This window comes from Arthrobacter sp. ok909, assembly GCF_900104405.1.
GTDB classification, from domain to species: Bacteria; Actinomycetota; Actinomycetes; order Actinomycetales; family Micrococcaceae; genus Arthrobacter; species Arthrobacter humicola.
The window spans coordinates 119,977-136,064 of sequence record NZ_FNJS01000003.1; the positions used below are offsets into that span (position 1 = coordinate 119,977).

General features: G+C 68.0%; 15 protein-coding genes. 12 read left to right on the top strand and 3 right to left on the bottom strand.

What is annotated here, in order from left to right:
* Positions 1-77 precede the first annotated feature (77 nt).
* From dxr to BLR03_RS04010, 10 genes are all read left to right on the top strand, one after another.
* Positions 78-1,262, top strand: coding sequence for a 1-deoxy-D-xylulose-5-phosphate reductoisomerase (dxr, locus tag BLR03_RS03965; protein WP_091249700.1), 1,185 nt, complete (start codon positions 78-80; stop codon positions 1,260-1,262).
* A 19-nt stretch (positions 1,263-1,281) separates the two neighbouring features.
* Positions 1,282-2,613 (top strand): M50 family metallopeptidase, encoded by a 1,332-nt coding sequence (locus BLR03_RS03970; protein ID WP_091249703.1) that lies wholly within the window; start codon positions 1,282-1,284, stop codon positions 2,611-2,613.
* A gap of 296 nt (positions 2,614-2,909) precedes the next feature.
* The gene (locus BLR03_RS03975; RefSeq protein ID WP_091249706.1) at positions 2,910-3,557 is read left to right on the top strand and encodes a MarR family transcriptional regulator; all 648 of its coding nucleotides are present in this window, start codon (positions 2,910-2,912) and stop codon (positions 3,555-3,557) included.
* Positions 3,554-4,072 (top strand): hypothetical protein, encoded by a 519-nt coding sequence (locus tag BLR03_RS03980; protein ID WP_091249709.1) that lies wholly within the window; start codon positions 3,554-3,556, stop codon positions 4,070-4,072. The genes BLR03_RS03975 and BLR03_RS03980 overlap by 4 nt, the downstream gene beginning before the upstream one ends.
* Before the next feature lie 57 nt (positions 4,073-4,129).
* Entirely contained in the window at positions 4,130-4,423 is a 294-nt protein-coding gene (locus BLR03_RS03985; RefSeq protein ID WP_091249712.1) for a YciI family protein, read from the top strand.
* A 49-nt stretch (positions 4,424-4,472) separates the two neighbouring features.
* Positions 4,473-5,639 carry a flavodoxin-dependent (E)-4-hydroxy-3-methylbut-2-enyl-diphosphate synthase gene (gene ispG, locus BLR03_RS03990; protein WP_091249715.1) on the top strand — a complete coding sequence of 389 codons (1,167 nt, stop codon included), beginning with the start codon at positions 4,473-4,475 and terminating at the stop codon, positions 5,637-5,639.
* The gene (locus tag BLR03_RS03995; RefSeq protein WP_091250025.1) at positions 5,602-6,489 is read left to right on the top strand and encodes a GNAT family N-acetyltransferase; all 888 of its coding nucleotides are present in this window, start codon (positions 5,602-5,604) and stop codon (positions 6,487-6,489) included. Before ispG ends, BLR03_RS03995 begins: the two co-directional genes overlap by 38 nt.
* 422 nt (positions 6,490-6,911) lie before the next feature.
* Positions 6,912-8,723, top strand: a complete 1,812-nt coding sequence (locus tag BLR03_RS04000) for a proline--tRNA ligase (RefSeq protein ID WP_091249718.1) — start codon at positions 6,912-6,914, stop codon at positions 8,721-8,723.
* Positions 8,724-8,736: 13 nt separating this feature from the next.
* Complete coding sequence (locus BLR03_RS04005; RefSeq protein ID WP_091249722.1) at positions 8,737-9,531, top strand: sulfite exporter TauE/SafE family protein; 795 nt, start codon at positions 8,737-8,739, stop codon at positions 9,529-9,531.
* A gap of 99 nt (positions 9,532-9,630) precedes the next feature.
* On the top strand, positions 9,631-11,040 hold the full coding sequence (locus tag BLR03_RS04010; RefSeq protein WP_091249726.1) for a pyridoxal phosphate-dependent decarboxylase family protein: 1,410 nt from the start codon (positions 9,631-9,633) through the stop codon (positions 11,038-11,040).
* On the opposite strand, the gene BLR03_RS04015 is transcribed toward BLR03_RS04010, so the two are convergent.
* The 3 genes from BLR03_RS04015 to BLR03_RS04025 form a co-directional block, all read right to left on the bottom strand.
* The gene (locus tag BLR03_RS04015; protein ID WP_091249729.1) at positions 11,037-12,164 is read right to left on the bottom strand and encodes an aminoglycoside phosphotransferase family protein; all 1,128 of its coding nucleotides are present in this window, start codon (positions 12,162-12,164) and stop codon (positions 11,037-11,039) included. The two genes, BLR03_RS04010 and BLR03_RS04015, sit on opposite strands and share 4 nt — an antisense overlap.
* 53 nt (positions 12,165-12,217) lie before the next feature.
* Positions 12,218-12,946, bottom strand: coding sequence for a VIT1/CCC1 transporter family protein (locus BLR03_RS04020; protein ID WP_091249733.1), 729 nt, complete (start codon positions 12,944-12,946; stop codon positions 12,218-12,220).
* Positions 12,947-13,026: 80 nt separating this feature from the next.
* A complete protein-coding gene (locus tag BLR03_RS04025; RefSeq protein WP_091249736.1) occupies positions 13,027-14,268 on the bottom strand; it encodes a ferritin-like domain-containing protein in 1,242 nt (413 codons plus the stop codon).
* Between the two features lie 87 nt (positions 14,269-14,355).
* Between BLR03_RS04025 and rimP the strand changes: the two genes are divergently transcribed.
* Together rimP and nusA are read left to right on the top strand one after the other, a co-directional pair.
* Entirely contained in the window at positions 14,356-14,973 is a 618-nt protein-coding gene (gene rimP, locus BLR03_RS04030) for a ribosome maturation factor RimP (RefSeq protein ID WP_091249739.1), read from the top strand.
* Positions 14,973-15,953, top strand: a complete 981-nt coding sequence (gene nusA, locus BLR03_RS04035; RefSeq protein ID WP_091249742.1) for a transcription termination factor NusA — start codon at positions 14,973-14,975, stop codon at positions 15,951-15,953. The genes rimP and nusA overlap by 1 nt, the downstream gene beginning before the upstream one ends.
* Positions 15,954-16,088: the final 135 nt, after the last annotated feature.

Below are 16,088 nucleotides of genomic sequence, written 5' to 3' on the forward strand. Positions count from 1 at the left end.
GGGACTGCCGTGACATGCCAACTAGATGCTGGCCGCGGCGCAACTCGAGCACGAGCGCGGTACGGGATACTTGAATCATGCAGCCGCGCAAGATCGTCATCCTCGGGTCCACCGGTTCCATCGGCACACAGGCGATTGACGTCGTCGACGGCGCCCCGCACCTTTTCGAGGTCGTCGCCCTCAGCGCCGGCGGCGGCAACCTCGAACTCTTGGCCCGGCAGGCCGTCCACACCCGCGCCCAGGCCATCGGCGTCGCCGCCGGAGACGCTTCCGCGCTCCGGGACATGATCCACGACGCCGCCCGCGCGGCAGGGCTCCTCGGGTACAGCCCCGAACTCATCACCGGACCCGATGCCTCCACCCGGATCGCGGAAATCACCGCCGACGTCGTCCTGAACGGCATCACCGGCTCCATTGGGCTCGCCCCCACCCTGGCCGCCCTCAGATCCGGTGCCACGCTGGCCCTGGCCAACAAGGAGTCCCTGATTGTCGGCGGCTCATTGGTCAAGGCAGCTGCCCGCGAGGGCCAGATCGTCCCGGTGGATTCGGAGCATTCGGCGATTGCCCAGTGCCTGCGCTCCGGCTCCGCAGCGGAAGTGGACCGGCTCATCCTGACGGCCTCGGGCGGGCCGTTCCGCGGCAGGACCCGGGAGCAGCTCCACGATGTCTCGCCGCAGGATGCCCTGGCCCACCCCACGTGGGACATGGGCCTCATGGTCACGACCAACTCGGCAAGCCTCGTGAACAAGGGCCTCGAAGTGATCGAGGCGCACCTGCTCTTCGACATCCCGCTGGAGCGGATCGACGTCGTGGTCCATCCGCAGTCCGTGGTGCACTCCATGGTCCAGTTCGTCGACGGCTCCACGATCGCCCAGGCCTCGCCGCCGGACATGCGCCTGCCCATTGCCCTCGGTCTCGGCTGGCCGGACCGCGTCCCCGGCTCTGCCCGGCCCTGCGACTGGACCCAGGCCACCAGCTGGACCTTTGAGCCGCTGGACGCCGCGGCGTTCCCTGCCGTCGGCCTCGCCAAAGACGCCGCGCGGCAGGGCAACACCTTCCCCGCCGTGTTCAATGCCTCCAACGAGGAAGCCGTGATGGCCTTCCATGCCGGGCAGATCCGGTTCACCGACATCGTCGATACCATCGAAGCCGTCCTCAGGGAACACACAGGATCCTCCGGGCTGACGGTGGAGTCGGTACTGGATGCTGAAAGATGGGCACGCGCCCGCACCCACGAACGTTTAGCCGTCAGAAGCGTCTAGGAAGCAGCAGATCACGCACATGAGCCCCGTCCTCCTCTTTATCCTCGGTGTCGTCTTCGTGGCGATCGGCATCGCCGTGTCCATCGCCCTGCACGAAGTCGGGCACCTGCTGCCGGCCAAGCTGTTCAAGGTCCGCGTGACCAAGTACATGATCGGGTTCGGACCCACCGTCTGGTCCAGGAAGCGCGGCGAAACCGAGTACGGCCTCAAGGCCATCCCGCTGGGCGGCTACGTGTCCATGATCGGGATGTACCCGCCGAACAAGGAAGACGGCACGGTCCGCACGTCAAGCACCGGCATGTTCCAGTCCCTGGCCTCCGATGCCCGCTCCCTCGCCCATGAGGAAATCGGCCCGGGCGACGAGAAGCGGGTCTTCTACCGTCTGCCGGTCTGGAAAAAGATCATCATCATGCTCGGCGGCCCTGCAATGAACCTGCTGATCGGCGTCGTGCTGACCGGGGTGCTGCTGATGGGATTCGGCGTCGCCAGCCAGACCACCACCATCGCTGACGTCTCCAAATGCCAGGTCAAGGCGGGCGAGACCGTGGACCCGAATTCCGCCGCCTGCAAGCTCACCCCCGCGGCGGCAGCCGGGCTCAAGCCGAACGACACCATTACCTCCTTCGACGGCAAGGCAGTCACCAGCTGGGATGAACTCACCGGCTGGATCCGCGCCTCGGCGGGCAAACAGGTCAGCATCACCGTGCAGCGCGGCGGCGCCACGGTCACCGCCACAGTCACGCCAGTGCTCTCCTCCCGTCCGGTGATCGGCGCCGACGGCCGGCAGGCCAAGGACGCTGGCGGAAAGCTCCAGTACCAGGACGTCGGGTTCCTCGGCATCGGCGCCCAGACGGCACTCGTCCAGCAGCCGGCGTCTGCCGTGCTGCCGATGGCGGGGGAGAACATCAAGCAGGTTGCCGGGGTGATCGTGAACCTGCCGGACCGCGTGGCCGGCGTGGCCAAGGCGGCCTTCAGCGAGGAACCCCGGGACCCCAACGGACCCATCAGTGTGGTGGGCGTGGGCCGCGTGGCCGGCGAGGTCGCCGCCATGGAAGATGTTCCGCTGCAGTCCCGCTTCGCCGCCCTGGTAGGTCTGCTGGCCGGACTCAACTTCGCCCTGGCCGTCTTCAACCTCATTCCCCTGTTGCCGCTGGACGGCGGCCACGTGGCCGGCGCGCTGTACGAGGGAGGCCGCCGCCAGGTCGCCAAGCTGTTCGGCCGTCCGGACCCCGGCGCCTTCGATATCGCCAAGATGCTCCCGGTGACCTACGTGGTGGCCGTCCTGTTGATGGGCATGGGAGCGCTGCTGATTTACGCGGACATCGTCAAACCGGTCAACCTCTTCGGGTGACGCGGCGGCCCTCGTGGCTGCGGAGATGTCCCGCGAGGTTCAACGGCTTTGTCCGCGTGCTCAGCCCTGCGGCGCGGGGGCACTTTGCCGCGGTCCGGCGGCGACATGGACGAGGGCGCCCGGCGTTTCGTGTCGAAGTGCCCCCGGATGGCGCGCGGTCAGTCCAGGCCTGTCAGCCCGGCCTCTCCTTCCCATCCCAATTCCGCTGATTTTCCTTCATTAGCTTATTTCGGCTGATTTTTAGTAATCAGTTGAAAGTGATTGATTATTGAGAATCACCTCTCTAGGCTGGGGCCATGTACGTCATGACAATCGACCAGCGCGGCAGTACGGGCGACGTCGACCGGGTCCCCGACCTCCTGAAGGAACTGGGTGCGCTCTCCACCGCGGGGCGCTTTGAGCGCTCGGTGGGCGATGAGGTCCAGGGCGTCGTGGAACAGCCCGACGAGGTAGTGGAGATTGCCCTGCACGCACTGCGCAGCGGTCGCTGGTACGTCGGGATCGGGGTGGGGGAGGTGGACCAGCCGCTGCCCGCCAGTCCGCGGGAAGGCTCCGGCCCTGCCTTCGTGGCAGCCCGGGCCGCAGTTGACCGGGCCAAGGCCGCGGCAGCCCACGTGCCGCTCGCCGTGGTCGCCGGCAGCGGCCGGCGGCCTGGCGCCTGCGCCAATGCGGAGGCGGTGCTGCGGCTGATCGGACGCCTGGTCCAGGACCGGACCGTGGCGCAGTGGAAGGTGGTGGATGCGCTGCGTTCGGTGCGGGACGGACAGTCCGGCAGCCACGGCACGCACGGCACCCAAAAAATCGCTGCGCAGAAACTCGGAATCACGGAGCAATCGGTGAGCCGCGCCGTCCTGCGCTCCGGCTGGCAGGAAGAATGGGCGGCGAGGCCGGCGGCCGCGATGCTGCTGTCCTTTGCCGACGACAGCACAGAAGGAGACCGGTGAACGCCCTCTGGATCACCCTGGCCCTGCTCACGGCCGGTTTCGTCGGCTGGCCGGTCACCGCCCTGGTCTTCCGGCTCGCGCGGACCATTGACGACCGGGCTGACGCCGCGGGGGTCGCCGGCACGGGTGCCGGCGACGCTGCAGTCGTGGATCCCGCCGCCGACTCAACCGCCGACGTCGAGAGCCCCCAGCCCGCAGCGGACGCCGCTGCGCAGGCTGCGCCGGCCGCGCAGGCCGTCCCGGAGCCTGCCGGGGACGCTGACACGGTCAGCAACGCGCGCATCCTGCGGGGCGGCGCCATTATCGGAGTACTGGAACGGTTCGCAGTGTGCCTGGCCATTCTCGCCGGCCAGCCCGTCGCCATTGCCTATGTCGTGGCCATCAAGGGCCTTGGCCGTTTCGCGGAGTTGAAGGCCACCCCGGTGGCCGCCGAGCGGTTCATCATCGGAACGCTGACGTCCCTGCTCTGGGCATCCGGTGTCGCCGCTCTGACCAAGGTCCTCTTCCTCGGCTGACCGGGCGCAGGGCGGCCCCGGATGGGAACCGGGCAAACTGGGCGATAGTGTATCCATATGACTGTTTTTGCTGTGGAGTACGTGTACGACGCCGAATCTTCCGAGGTCCGCGATGCCAGCCGCCCGGCGCACCGCGCATGGACTGCGGAACTTGCCCGCGAGGGCGACCTGCTCGCGAGCGGCCCCTACGGCGATGGTGCGGGTGCGCTGCTCATCTTCAAGGCTGCCGACGAAGCGGCCCTGAACGACCTCCTGCGGCAGGACCCGTTCGCCGCCGCCGGTGCCATCTCGGGCACCCGCACCACTGTGTGGGCGCCGCTGACCGGTCTCCTGGCCGAGCACGCCGCCTAGCCCGTTCCGCCTCCGCCTTCGATACCTCGATACCAAAAAGGGAGTCCACGTGACCTCGGTCAGCCTGGGAATGCCGTCAGCACCGCCCCCCGTCCTTGCCCCCCGCCGGAAGACGCGCCAGATCAAGGTCGGATCTGTGGGTGTCGGTTCCGACTCGCCCATCAGCGTCCAGTCCATGACCACGACGCCGACGACGGACATCAACGCCACCCTGCAGCAGATCGCTGAGCTCACCGCGTCCGGCTGCGACATCGTGCGCGTCGCCTGCCCGTCTGCCGACGACGCCGAGGCGCTGCCGATCATCGCCAAGAAGTCCCAGATTCCGGTGATCGCGGACATCCACTTCCAGCCGAAGTACGTCTTCGCCGCGATCGAGGCCGGTTGTGCCGCCGTGCGCGTGAACCCGGGCAACATCCGCAAGTTCGATGACCAGGTCAAGGAAATCGCCCGCGCCGCGAAGGACCACGGCACCTCCATCCGGATCGGAGTCAACGCCGGATCCCTGGAACCCGGCATCCTGAAGAAGTACGGCAAGGCCACTCCGGAAGCCCTCGTCGAATCCGCCGTCTGGGAAGCCTCGCTCTTTGAAGAGCACGGTTTCCACGACTTCAAGATCTCCGTCAAGCACAACGACCCCGTCATCATGGTGGCCGCCTACGAGATGCTGGCTGAAAAAGGCGACTGGCCGCTGCACCTCGGCGTCACCGAGGCCGGACCGGCATTCCAGGGCACCATCAAGTCGGCCACCGCGTTTGGCGCCTTGCTCTCCCGCGGGATTGGCGACACCATCCGCGTCTCCCTATCGGCCCCGCCGGTCGAGGAAATCAAGGTGGGCAACCAGATCCTGCAGTCGCTCAACCTGCGCCCCCGCAAACTGGAAATCGTCTCCTGCCCGTCCTGCGGCCGCGCCCAGGTGGACGTCTACACGCTCGCCGAACAGGTCACCGCAGGCCTGGAAGGCATGGAGATCCCGCTGCGCGTGGCTGTCATGGGTTGCGTCGTGAACGGTCCGGGCGAGGCCCGCGAGGCCGACCTCGGTGTCGCCTCGGGCAACGGCAAGGGCCAGATCTTCGTGAAGGGCGAGGTCATCAAGACTGTCCCCGAGGACCAGATTGTTGAGACACTGATCGAAGAAGCCATGCGTATCGCTGAAGAGATGGGGGACGCCGATGGCGAAGATGCTGTCAAGGGTAGCCCCGTGGTTAGCGTCTCGTAGGGACGGCGCCGCTCCCGGCGTCGTAGTCCGCGTCCTCGGTGGCGCGGACACCGGACAACTGCTGGCGCTGGCTCATCGGGACGCCGTCGCCAATGTCTTTATCCTGTCGCACCTGGAATCCGCGGGTACGGCATCCCCCACGGCAGGGGGCGCCAGTATCTTTGGCGTGTTCGACGGCGGCACGCTTCTTGGCGCCTGCTGGGCCGGCGCCAACCTGGTGCCGGTGCAGCTGGACCCGGACCTCGCCGGTGTCGTGGCCATGGCCGCGCACCGTTCCGGGCGCAGCTACGCTTCGATTTTTGGCCCCGCCGAGACCGTCCTGGCCCTCTATGCGGCCTTGGAGCAGCTCGGCCAGTCAGCCCACGAAGTACGCGATGACCAGCCCCTGCTGACCATCCAGGGCCCGCCCGCCGTCCGGCCCGAGCCCGCGCTGGGCTTTGGCCAGTTGGCCGACTTCGACAGGATCCTGCCCGCCTGCGCCGCGATGTTCGAGGAAGAAGTGGGCTACTCGCCCTACCTTGGCGGCAGGGAGTATTACAGCCGCCGCGTCAAGAGCCTCATCCGTCAGGGCCATTCGCTCGTGCACCTCAACGCCGACGGCGAGGTGATCTTCAAGGCCGAACTGGGCGCCGTCACACCGGAAGTCACCCAGGTTCAGGGTGTCTGGATGAATCCCGAGTTCCGCGGCCTGGGCCTGAGCGCGGGCTATATGGCCGCCGTCGTCGTCCTCGCGCAGACCCTGGCGCCGGTCACCAGCCTGTACGTCAACGAGTTCAACACCAAGGCGCGCGCCACCTACGACCGTGTGGGCTTCCGCCAGGTGGGCACGTTCGCTACGGTGCTCTTCTAGCGGGCACCTGCCGGCAATCGGCTGATGTTATTGGGGCCCGGAAAGAAATTATCCGGTTGCAGACTCTTGATTCCCGGCCCTCGGTCACATAGGTTCTACCTAGCCGTGTCGCATAGGCGCGCACATTCCCCGGCGCAAAGTCCGGGGAGGGCAACGCCTGGAGGCGACACCAAGTAGCTCACAGCCTGAGATCTGGGGGTGCTGGGGCCACGGAGCCACGCCATGACGGGATGACCAGCTGGAAACGGCCAGGGGCTTCCATCAGTCATGGCGTGGCTCTTCCACGTTCTTGCATCTCATGAGCGCTGCCGCCGCAGGGCGCTGCGGTAAGCGGGGGCCATCCGGACGGTAGATTAGTATCTAGATGCATTTCCGGTTTTCCCGGCTACGCCCGCACTTCCCCAGAAACGGATACCCCACCTGTGGTCCTTCGACTCTCCCAGCTGTTCCTGCGCACCCTGCGCGAAGATCCCGCCGACGCCGAGGTGGCCAGCCACCGGCTCCTGGTCCGGGCCGGATACATCCGGCGGGCCGCGCCGGGCATCTACACCTGGCTGCCGCTGGGGCTGAGCGTACTGCGCAAGGTGGAGCAGATCATCCGCGAGGAAATGTCCGCCATCGGCGCCCAGGAAGTCCACTTCCCGGCCCTGCTGCCCAAGGAGCCCTACGAGGCCACCAACCGCTGGACCGAATACGGCGAGGGCATCTTCCGGCTCAAGGACCGCAAGGGCAACGACTACCTGCTGGCCCCCACCCACGAGGAAATGTTCACCCTGCTGGTCAAGGACTTGTACTCCTCGTACAAGGACCTGCCGCTGAGCATCTACCAGATCCAGAACAAGTACCGCGATGAGGCGCGTCCGCGGGCGGGCCTGCTGCGCGGCCGCGAATTCATCATGAAGGACTCCTACTCCTTCGACGTCGACGACGCCGGCTTGGACGCCAGCTACGCGGCGCACCGCGGCGCGTACCTGAAGATCTTCGAGCGTCTCGGCCTTGAGGTCATCCCCGTCGCTGCCACCGCCGGCGCCATGGGCGGGTCCAAGAGCGAGGAATTCCTGCACCCCACCGAGATCGGCGAGGACACCTTCGTGCGTTCCGCCGGCGGCTACGCAGCCAACGTCGAGGCCGTCACCACCGTGGTCCCCGCGGAGATCGACTTCAGCAACGCCCCAGCCGCGGAAGTCCGGGACACCCCGGATACGCCCACCATCGACACCCTCGTGGATGCCGCCAACGTGCTGGTTCCGCGCAGCGAGGCCGACGGCGGCGCCTGGACGGCCGCGGATACGCTCAAGAACGTCGTGCTCGCCGTGACGCTGCCGACCGGCGAACGCCAGATCGTGGTCATCGGCGTGCCCGGTGACCGCGGCGTCGACCTCAAGCGCGTCGAAGCCAACATCGGTGCGTTCCTGCCCATCGCCGGTGAGATCACCCTTGAGGCCGCCGGCGAGGAAGACCTCAAGAAGCAGCCGCTCATCGTCAAGGGCTACCTTGGCCCCGGCCTGTCCCTCGAGGCCCCGCTGCTCGGCACCGAAGGTGCCGCCAAACTGCTCTACCTCGTGGATCCCCGCGTCGTCAGCGGCACGGCCTGGGTCACGGGCGCCAATGAGGCCGGCAAGCACGTCTTCGGCCTGGTCGCAGGCCGCGACTTCGGCTGGGACGGCGTCATCGAGTGCACCGAGGTGCGTGCCGGCGACGAGGCGCCCGACGGCTCCGGACCGCTCGAAACCGCCCGAGGCATCGAAATGGGCCACATCTTCCAGCTGGGCCGGAAGTACGCCGAGGCCCTGGACCTGAAGGTCCTGGACCAGAACGGCAAGCAGGTCGTGGTGACCATGGGCTCCTACGGCGTCGGCGTGACGCGTGCCGTGGCGGCCCTCGCCGAGTCCAACCACGACGACAAGGGCCTGGTCTGGCCTCGCTCCGTCGCCCCGGCCGATGTCCATGTGGTGGCCGTGGGCCGCGGCGAGGAAATCTTCGCGGCCGCGGAAAAGCTGGCCCTGGAGCTTGAAGCCGCCGGCCTCGACGTCATCTATGACGACCGTCCCAAGGTATCCCCGGGCGTGAAGTTCGGCGACGCCGAACTCGTCGGCGTGCCGACCATCCTCGCCGTCGGGCGGGGACTCGTGGACGGCGTCGTGGAGATCAAGGACCGCCGCAGCGGCAATGCCGAAAACGTGGCCGTTGACAAGGCTGTTGACTACGTGGTCAACGCCGTCCGCAACAGCTGACGCCGCGTAGGTAGTGGTCTCAGGACTTGAGTCGATCCAGCTCGGTACCGTCATCCTGATCGTCGTGGCGGGTCTGGCGGCGGGCTGGGTCGACGCCGTCGTGGGCGGCGGCGGTCTCATCCAGCTTCCGGCGATGCTGCTGGTGCCGGGCATCAGCCCGGTGCAGGCGCTGGCCACAAACAAGATGGGCTCCATCTTCGGCACCACCACGAGCGCGGTCACGTACTACCGCCGCGTCCGGCCCGACTTACGCACCGCCCTGCCCATGGCGTTGATCGCGATGGCGGGCAGCTACGGCGGTGCCGTGCTGGCCGCCAACCTGCCGGCAAGCGTGTTCAAACCCATCATCGTGGCGGCGCTGATCACCGTCGCGCTGTTCACCGCCTTTCGGCCCAACGTCGGTGAGCTGACCAGGCTGCGCCATTCGGGGCACCGGCACTATGTGGTGGCCTGCCTGATCGGCGGCGTGATCGGCTTCTATGACGGGCTGATCGGTCCGGGAACCGGGTCCTTCCTGATCATCGCGCTGGTCTCCGCCATGGGCTACGCCTTCCTGGAAGCCAGCGCCAAGGCCAAGATCGTGAACATGGCCACGAACGCCGGCGCCCTTCTGTTCTTCATACCGCACGGTGCCGTGCTGTGGGGCCTCGGGTTGCTCCTGGGCATGGCGAACATGGCCGGCGGCTACATCGGAGCCCGGACAGCCGTCAAACAGGGGAACAAGTTCATCCGGATCGTGTTCCTTGCCGTGGTCGGAGCGCTGATCGTCAAGCTCGGCTCGGATGTCTGGCAGGACAACTTCGCCTAGCACCCACGACCGCGCGCCCGCCTGCGCGCGGGCCCGCAGACGGGAGCCCCCTCCCGCGGGGGACTCCCGGTCCGGTGGCCCCGGGCGTAGCATGCAGCTATGTCAGCACGCGAGGAACGCTATCGGGATGCCCTCGAAGCCGCGGCCGGGCACGCACGCCAGTGGCTCGAGAGCCAGGGAACACGTCGAATCGGGCCGCAGGCCACCGCGGCCGAGCTCGCGGACGATTTCGGCGGCCCGCTGCCCGAACAGGGCATGCCGGCCGCGGAAGTGGTGGACTATCTCGCGGCCAAGGCCGAACCCGGGCTGATGGCCATGCCGTCCGGGCGGTTCTTCGGATGGGTCATCGGCGGCACTTTGCCGGCCGCGCTGGCGGCGGACTGGCTGGTCAGTGCCTGGGACCAGAACGCGGGGCTTCGCTTCGCCACCCCCGCCACCGCCGCCATTGAAGAAGCCGCCGGCAAATGGATCCTTGAGCTTCTGGGCCTTCCCGAAGAGTCCGACGTCGGCTTTGCCACCGGCGCCACCATGGCCAACTTCACCGGACTCGCCGCCGCCCGGTGGCGGCTCATGGCCGACGCCGGCTGGGACCTCGACGGCGACGGGCTCTCCGGTGCGCCCCGTATCCGCTGCTTCGTGGGGCAGGAACGGCACGACACCATCGACCTCGGCCTGCGCTACCTGGGCCTTGGTCATCCCACAGTGGTGCCGTCCGACCGCCAGGGACGCATCATCCCGGCCGAGCTGGACTGCGCCCTGGACCTTGCGCTCAGCGCGAGGGAGGGCCGTCCGGTCCCGGCCCTCGTGTGCCTGCAGGCCGGGAACCTGCATTCGGGCGCCTTCGACCCCTTCGCCGAGGCGATCGCCGTCGCAAAAGCGCATGGCGCCTGGGTGCACGTGGACGGCGCCTTCGGGCTCTGGGCGGCGGCCGTGCCGGAACTATCCGCCCTGACCGCCGGGCTCCGGCTGGCCGACTCGTGGGGGACGGATGCGCACAAGACCCTCAACGTGCCCTATGACTGCGGGATCGCGATCGTGCGCGACGCCCGGGCGCTGCGTTCGGCGATGGGACTGCACACGAGCTACCTGATCCAGGCCGCGGACGGTGCCGGGGACCCGTTCGAGAGCGTCCCTGAGCTGTCCCGCCGTGCGCGCGGCGTGCCGGTGTGGGCTGCGCTGAAATCGCTGGGCCGCGACGGCGTCGCCGGCCAGGTCCGCACGCTCGTGCTGCGGGCCGCGCAACTAGCGGAACAGCTTGCCGCGCTGGAAGGCGTCGAGGTGCTCAACGACGTCGACTACACCCAGGTTTCCCTGGCCTTCGGGGACGACGCCGTGACACGCGCAGTGACGGAGCGGATCATCAGCGACGGCCGCGTCTGGATGTCCGGTTCGCGCTGGCAGGACCGCGATATCCTGAGGATTTCGGTGAGCAACTGGAGCACGGACGACGCCGACGTCAGAGTCGCCGTCGACGCCGTCCGCGACGCACTGGCGGCCGTACGGGGCTAACCGGCCGCCGTTCCGGCTGCTTCTCCAGGCCCTGCCCCAAGCGCTTCTCCGGGGGCTGGGAGCTCCTGTGGAGCAGGGAGCCCGGGGAGGGGCCGGCCCGCCAGCGTGCTCGCAACCCACAGCGAACGCGCCAGATCGCCTTCATGATGTCGCCTAGAGGCATACCAGAGGGCGTTCTCGACCTCGCGCGCCAGGCTCCACTGCCGGGCGGCTTCGGCGTCGAGACCGGCTGCCTGGCTGAAATCCCGGCAGCGCGCGAGCAGCGCCCGTCCCGGGTCCTTCCGCGGTAACTCCCCGAGCCTGTTCCACAACACCGGGGCCACGGAAAACTCCGCCTCGCCGATCATGGGCTGCGGATCGATCGCGGCGTAACGCTCCACTAGCCCCGCCGGCCCCTCCTGCCCGATGCCGGCCTCCGGGACGCCGGGCCGGGCCAGAATGTTCAGGTAGTGCAGGTCCGCATGGACCAGCACGTCCGTGCCGGACCGCCTGCCCACCGCGCCGCGCGTCTGGCAGACCTCTAACGCTGCTTCGAGCAGCCAGCGGGGGAACGGCTGCGCCAAGTGCTCCCACGTCTCGGGGAATTCATCGCTCCACTGCTCGGCCCGCGCCGCCACGTGGTCGATTTCCTGCCACTCGGGCCGATCATCGGGGACGACGCTCAGTTCGCGGACCACCCCGCCCCACACCGGCGCGGCGGTTTCCAGCGGGACGTCCTGGAGGGAGCGGCCGGCCTCCAGCCGCTCCAAGAGCAAGGCACAGGATCCGGTGTCGGCGGCCAGCAACCGGACGGCGCCGCGGCCTCCCCACAAGGCGAGGGCGTGGCGTTCCCGGGTGGCTTCCTCATGCGGAAAAGCCACCTTGAGGACAGCATCATTGCCGGCATGGCCGGCGTTGCCACTGCCGGTGGACTCGTCCCCGTGCCGGCGCCGCACAGGGATGGCGACGCCGCCGTGACCGCTCCAGGGCAGGGCGCCCGGCGCCAGGTCCGGCACAAGCTCCCACTGGTCCAGACGTTGTGCTATCAGCCCGGGAAGGGATGCCAGCCAGTCGCGTCCGGCAGCCGTGCGGTTGTAACGGCGGGAAAGATCGGGCGGGATGGGGACGTCTGGGATCGGGCTCACGGGACCTATCGTAAATGCCCGGCGCGGGGCGCCCCGGACGTGGGGCCCGGGACTTAGACGATGCCGCTCGCGCCGAGCAGGTTGCCGATCACGAACGTGGCCACCAGCGCCGCGGCGCCACCAATCACCACGCGGACGGCGGCTTTGAGCTTCGAGCCGCCGCCGATCCACGCGCCCACAGCACCGGTGGCCGCCAGCGCAACAAGCACGGCCACGAAGGTCAGCGGGATCCTGATGTTTTCCGGCGGCAGCAGGATGGCCAGCATGGGCAGGATGGCACCGATGAAGAACGCGATGGCGGATGCGAAGGCCGCGTGCCAAGGACTCACGATGTCGGTCTCGTCGATGTGGAGTTCGGCTGAGAGGTGGGCACCGAGGGCATCGTGGGCTGTGAGCTCCTTGGCTACCGTGCGTGCCGTCTCCGGGCTGAGGCCCTTGCCCTGGTAGATCGCGGCAAGCTCCTCGAGCTCCTCCTCCGGCTGTTCTGCCAGTTCCCGCCGTTCCTTCTCGATCAAGGCGTGCTGGCTGTCCTTCTGGCTGCTGACTGACACATATTCACCGAGGGCCATCGAGATGGCACCGCCCACGACCGCTGCGGTGCCCGCAAGCAGGATCGCCCCGGTGTCCGTCGTGGCGCCGGCGACGCCCACGACGATCGCGGCGACGGAGACGATGCCGTCGTTGGCCCCCAGGACGCCCGCACGGAGCCAATTGAGGCGGTGCGCGATGTCATTGTGGTGGGGCTCGTTCTCATGAAGGGTTGCGGCGCCTGTCGTGTCCATGACTACAGCAAATCACCCGTGGGGCGGGCTGGCCAGTATCCCAAGGCTAAGCAAAATAAGCCGAGGCTTGGTTCCGCCGTTCAGCCGGCCGGCAATTTCGGCAGCGACACGGTGTCCAAGCCGGGCAAGGCGCCGGGATCCGCACCCCAGAGCACTGCGCGCTTCGCGGAGCCGAGCAGGGCTGCGACGGCCCACTGACGTGTCTCTCCGTCGCTCAGCGCAATAAGGTCCCCGTAGACCGGCAACGCGGCCGCTTCGACGTTGCCGAGGCCTGCGGCGGGAGAGGCCAGGAAGGACTGGTTCAGCGTGTAGCCCGCCTCGCGCGGCGGAACGGTGGAGCAGTGCAGCCGGACCTGGGTTTCGGCACCGCTGAGGAGCGCGTCGTGGCGCGTCAGTCCTTCGGCCGCAGATTTCGCGGCCTCCCCGTCCAGGCGGGGGAGGGCCACCTGATAGGCGTAGATGGCCCGCGCTTCGGTCCGGGCGACCGCCGCCAGGGCGGCTCCCACGGCGGCATCTGCCCCGGGCGTCCCGGCTGTGCCGCCGTCGGGCGTGGCAGGGGTATTAGGGGTGTCCGCAGCATCAGGAGACGCCTCCGGGGATTGCGCGCCCGAGGATTCGGACGGGCAGGTGCCGGACAGATGCGGGGCGGCGACGTCGGGTGGCGCCGGCGCCGCTGTACCGGTGCCGGCCGCGAGCTTGGACGCCTGCAACAGCTGCGCGGTCCCCACGGCGGCCAGCAGCCGCGCCATACCGCCGTCGGCGACGGCAGCATCCGCGAGGCGCTGGCGCCCGCTGTCCGCAAGAGCGGTCACGAGCTCGGCAGCGGTCGCCGGCTGAGCCCCCGTGGGCGTTCCAGCGGTGGGCGAGCCGGTGGACGAAGGCACCGGTGCGGCGGGGGAAGGCGTCGGACCGGGGGACGTTGTCGGGGCGGACTCTGTGGGCGAGGCGCCAGGCGCACCCGCGGGGCTTTCCCCCGGCAGGAGGAGGGCCTCAGCCTGGGTTGTCAGCAAGGTCACAGTCCGCTCGACGGCGGCATTTCCGGCACCCGCGGGGCGGTCTGCTGAACCGTCCGGGGACCCGGTCCCAAGCCGGTCGCTGGCCGCCAACAGCTGCAGGGTTTCACTCAACGCGGCGGCGCGCGCCTGTTCGGAAAAGGGCGTCTCCCTGGGTTCCGGCGGCCGGGCCGGCGTCAGAACCAACCCCAGGCTCATCACCACCAGGGCGAGGCAGGCCAGGAGCGCATAGCGGGGGAGCATCCGGGGAAAGTGGTCCTGCCATCGCTTTTCCCGGGTGTCGTCGTTCACAACAGACCATGTTGTCATGCCGGCCCGGAACTCCGTGCACCACACCGCCCGGAAAATCGCTAGGCTAGTACTCACAACATCATCTAGCGGGAGGCGGCCGGCATCATGACCAACGCAGAAGCCACGACTTCAACAGACCGGACCGGAACGGGGAAGGCTGAAGCCGCACCCGTTCACAATGTGGAGGCCGAGCGCCTGCATGCACTCCTGGAACCCGCAGTGCTGGCGAACAGATTGTATCTGGAGGACGTCTCCATCCATGTCGCCGGTGCCAACCGGGTGGTCCACGTGGTGGTAGACCTGCCGCAGGAAGAGATCGGCGGCGTCGGACTCGACGTCATCGCCGAGATCTCCAAGACCCTTTCGGACACCCTGGACAACGACCCCAGCATGGACGCGCGTCCCTACGAGCTGGAAGTTTCGTCGCCCGGCGTCGGACGTCCCCTTACCGAAGAACGCCACTGGCACCGCGCCCGCGGACGAATGGTCAACGTCAATGTGATCCAGGGTGACAACGTCACCGGCAGGATCCAGTCCGTGGATGATGAAGGCGTCACCCTCGTCCCCGAGATTGCCGTCAAGAAGGGCATGAAACCCAAGCAGGGCGAGCCCGTCAAGCTTCCTTTCGACAGGGTCCGCAGCGGAAAAGTCGAGATAGAGTTCAGCCACCTCGAAGAGGCCGGTCTGGAAAAAGAACACAATGGACCTTCTGAGGAGGCCTAATGGATATTGACATGAGCGCGCTGAGACTCCTGGAGCGTGAGCGTGAAATCCCGCTGGATCTCCTGATTCCGACGATCGAGCAGGCACTGCTGGTGGCCTACCACAAGACCCCCGGCGCTTTCGAGAAAGCCCGTGCCGAGCTCGACCGCAAGAGCGGCCACGTGACCATCTGGGCCACGGAGATCGACGACGACGGCGCCCCGATCGGCGAATTCGAGGACACCCCGGCGGGCTTCGGACGCATCGCGGCCAGCACGGCACGCCAGATCATCCTGCAGCGCCTCCGCGATGCTGAGGACGACAACGTGCTGGGCCAGTTCAAGGGCCGTGAAGGTGAGCTTGTAGCCGGCACCATCCAGCAGGGCAACAACCCGCACATGATTCAGGTGAACCTGGGCACGGTAGAGGCGCTGCTGCCCCCGCCCGAGCAGGTTCCCGGCGAGAAGTACATCCACGGCAACCGGCTGCGCGCCTTCGTGATCGACGTCCACCGCGGCACCAAGGGCCCGTCCATCACGCTGTCCCGCTCACACCCCGGGCTTGTCCGGAAGCTCTTCGAACTCGAAGTTCCCGAGATCGCGGACCGTTCCGTCGAGATCGTGGCGCTTGCCCGCGAAGCCGGCCACCGCACCAAGATCGCGGTCAAGGCAAACATCCCCGGCGTGAATGCCAAGGGTGCCTGCATCGGCGAAATGGGGTCTCGTGTCCGGGCCGTCATGACCGAGCTCAACGACGAAAAGATCGACATCGTCGACTACAGCGACGACCCAGCGACCTTTATCGCCAGCGCCCTCTCGCCGTCGCGCGTGAATTCGGTCACCATCACCGATGAGGCGACCCGTTCCGCGCGGGTGGTTGTTCCCGACTACCAGCTCTCCCTGGCCATCGGCAAAGAGGGCCAGAACGCCCGCCTTGCCGCCAAGCTCACGGGCTGGCGGATCGACATCGTCTCCGACGCCGCCGTCAATAGCAGCAAATAGCGTTCAGGCGCGCGCGCCCACGCACACGAAATATAGACAGCGGGCCGCCGTCGCGGCCCGCTGTTCGTGTGCTGCCTCACGGACTTACCCCTGGTTTCGTCACTGGCGGCACGCCAGGGTTCCGGACCCGGGCGC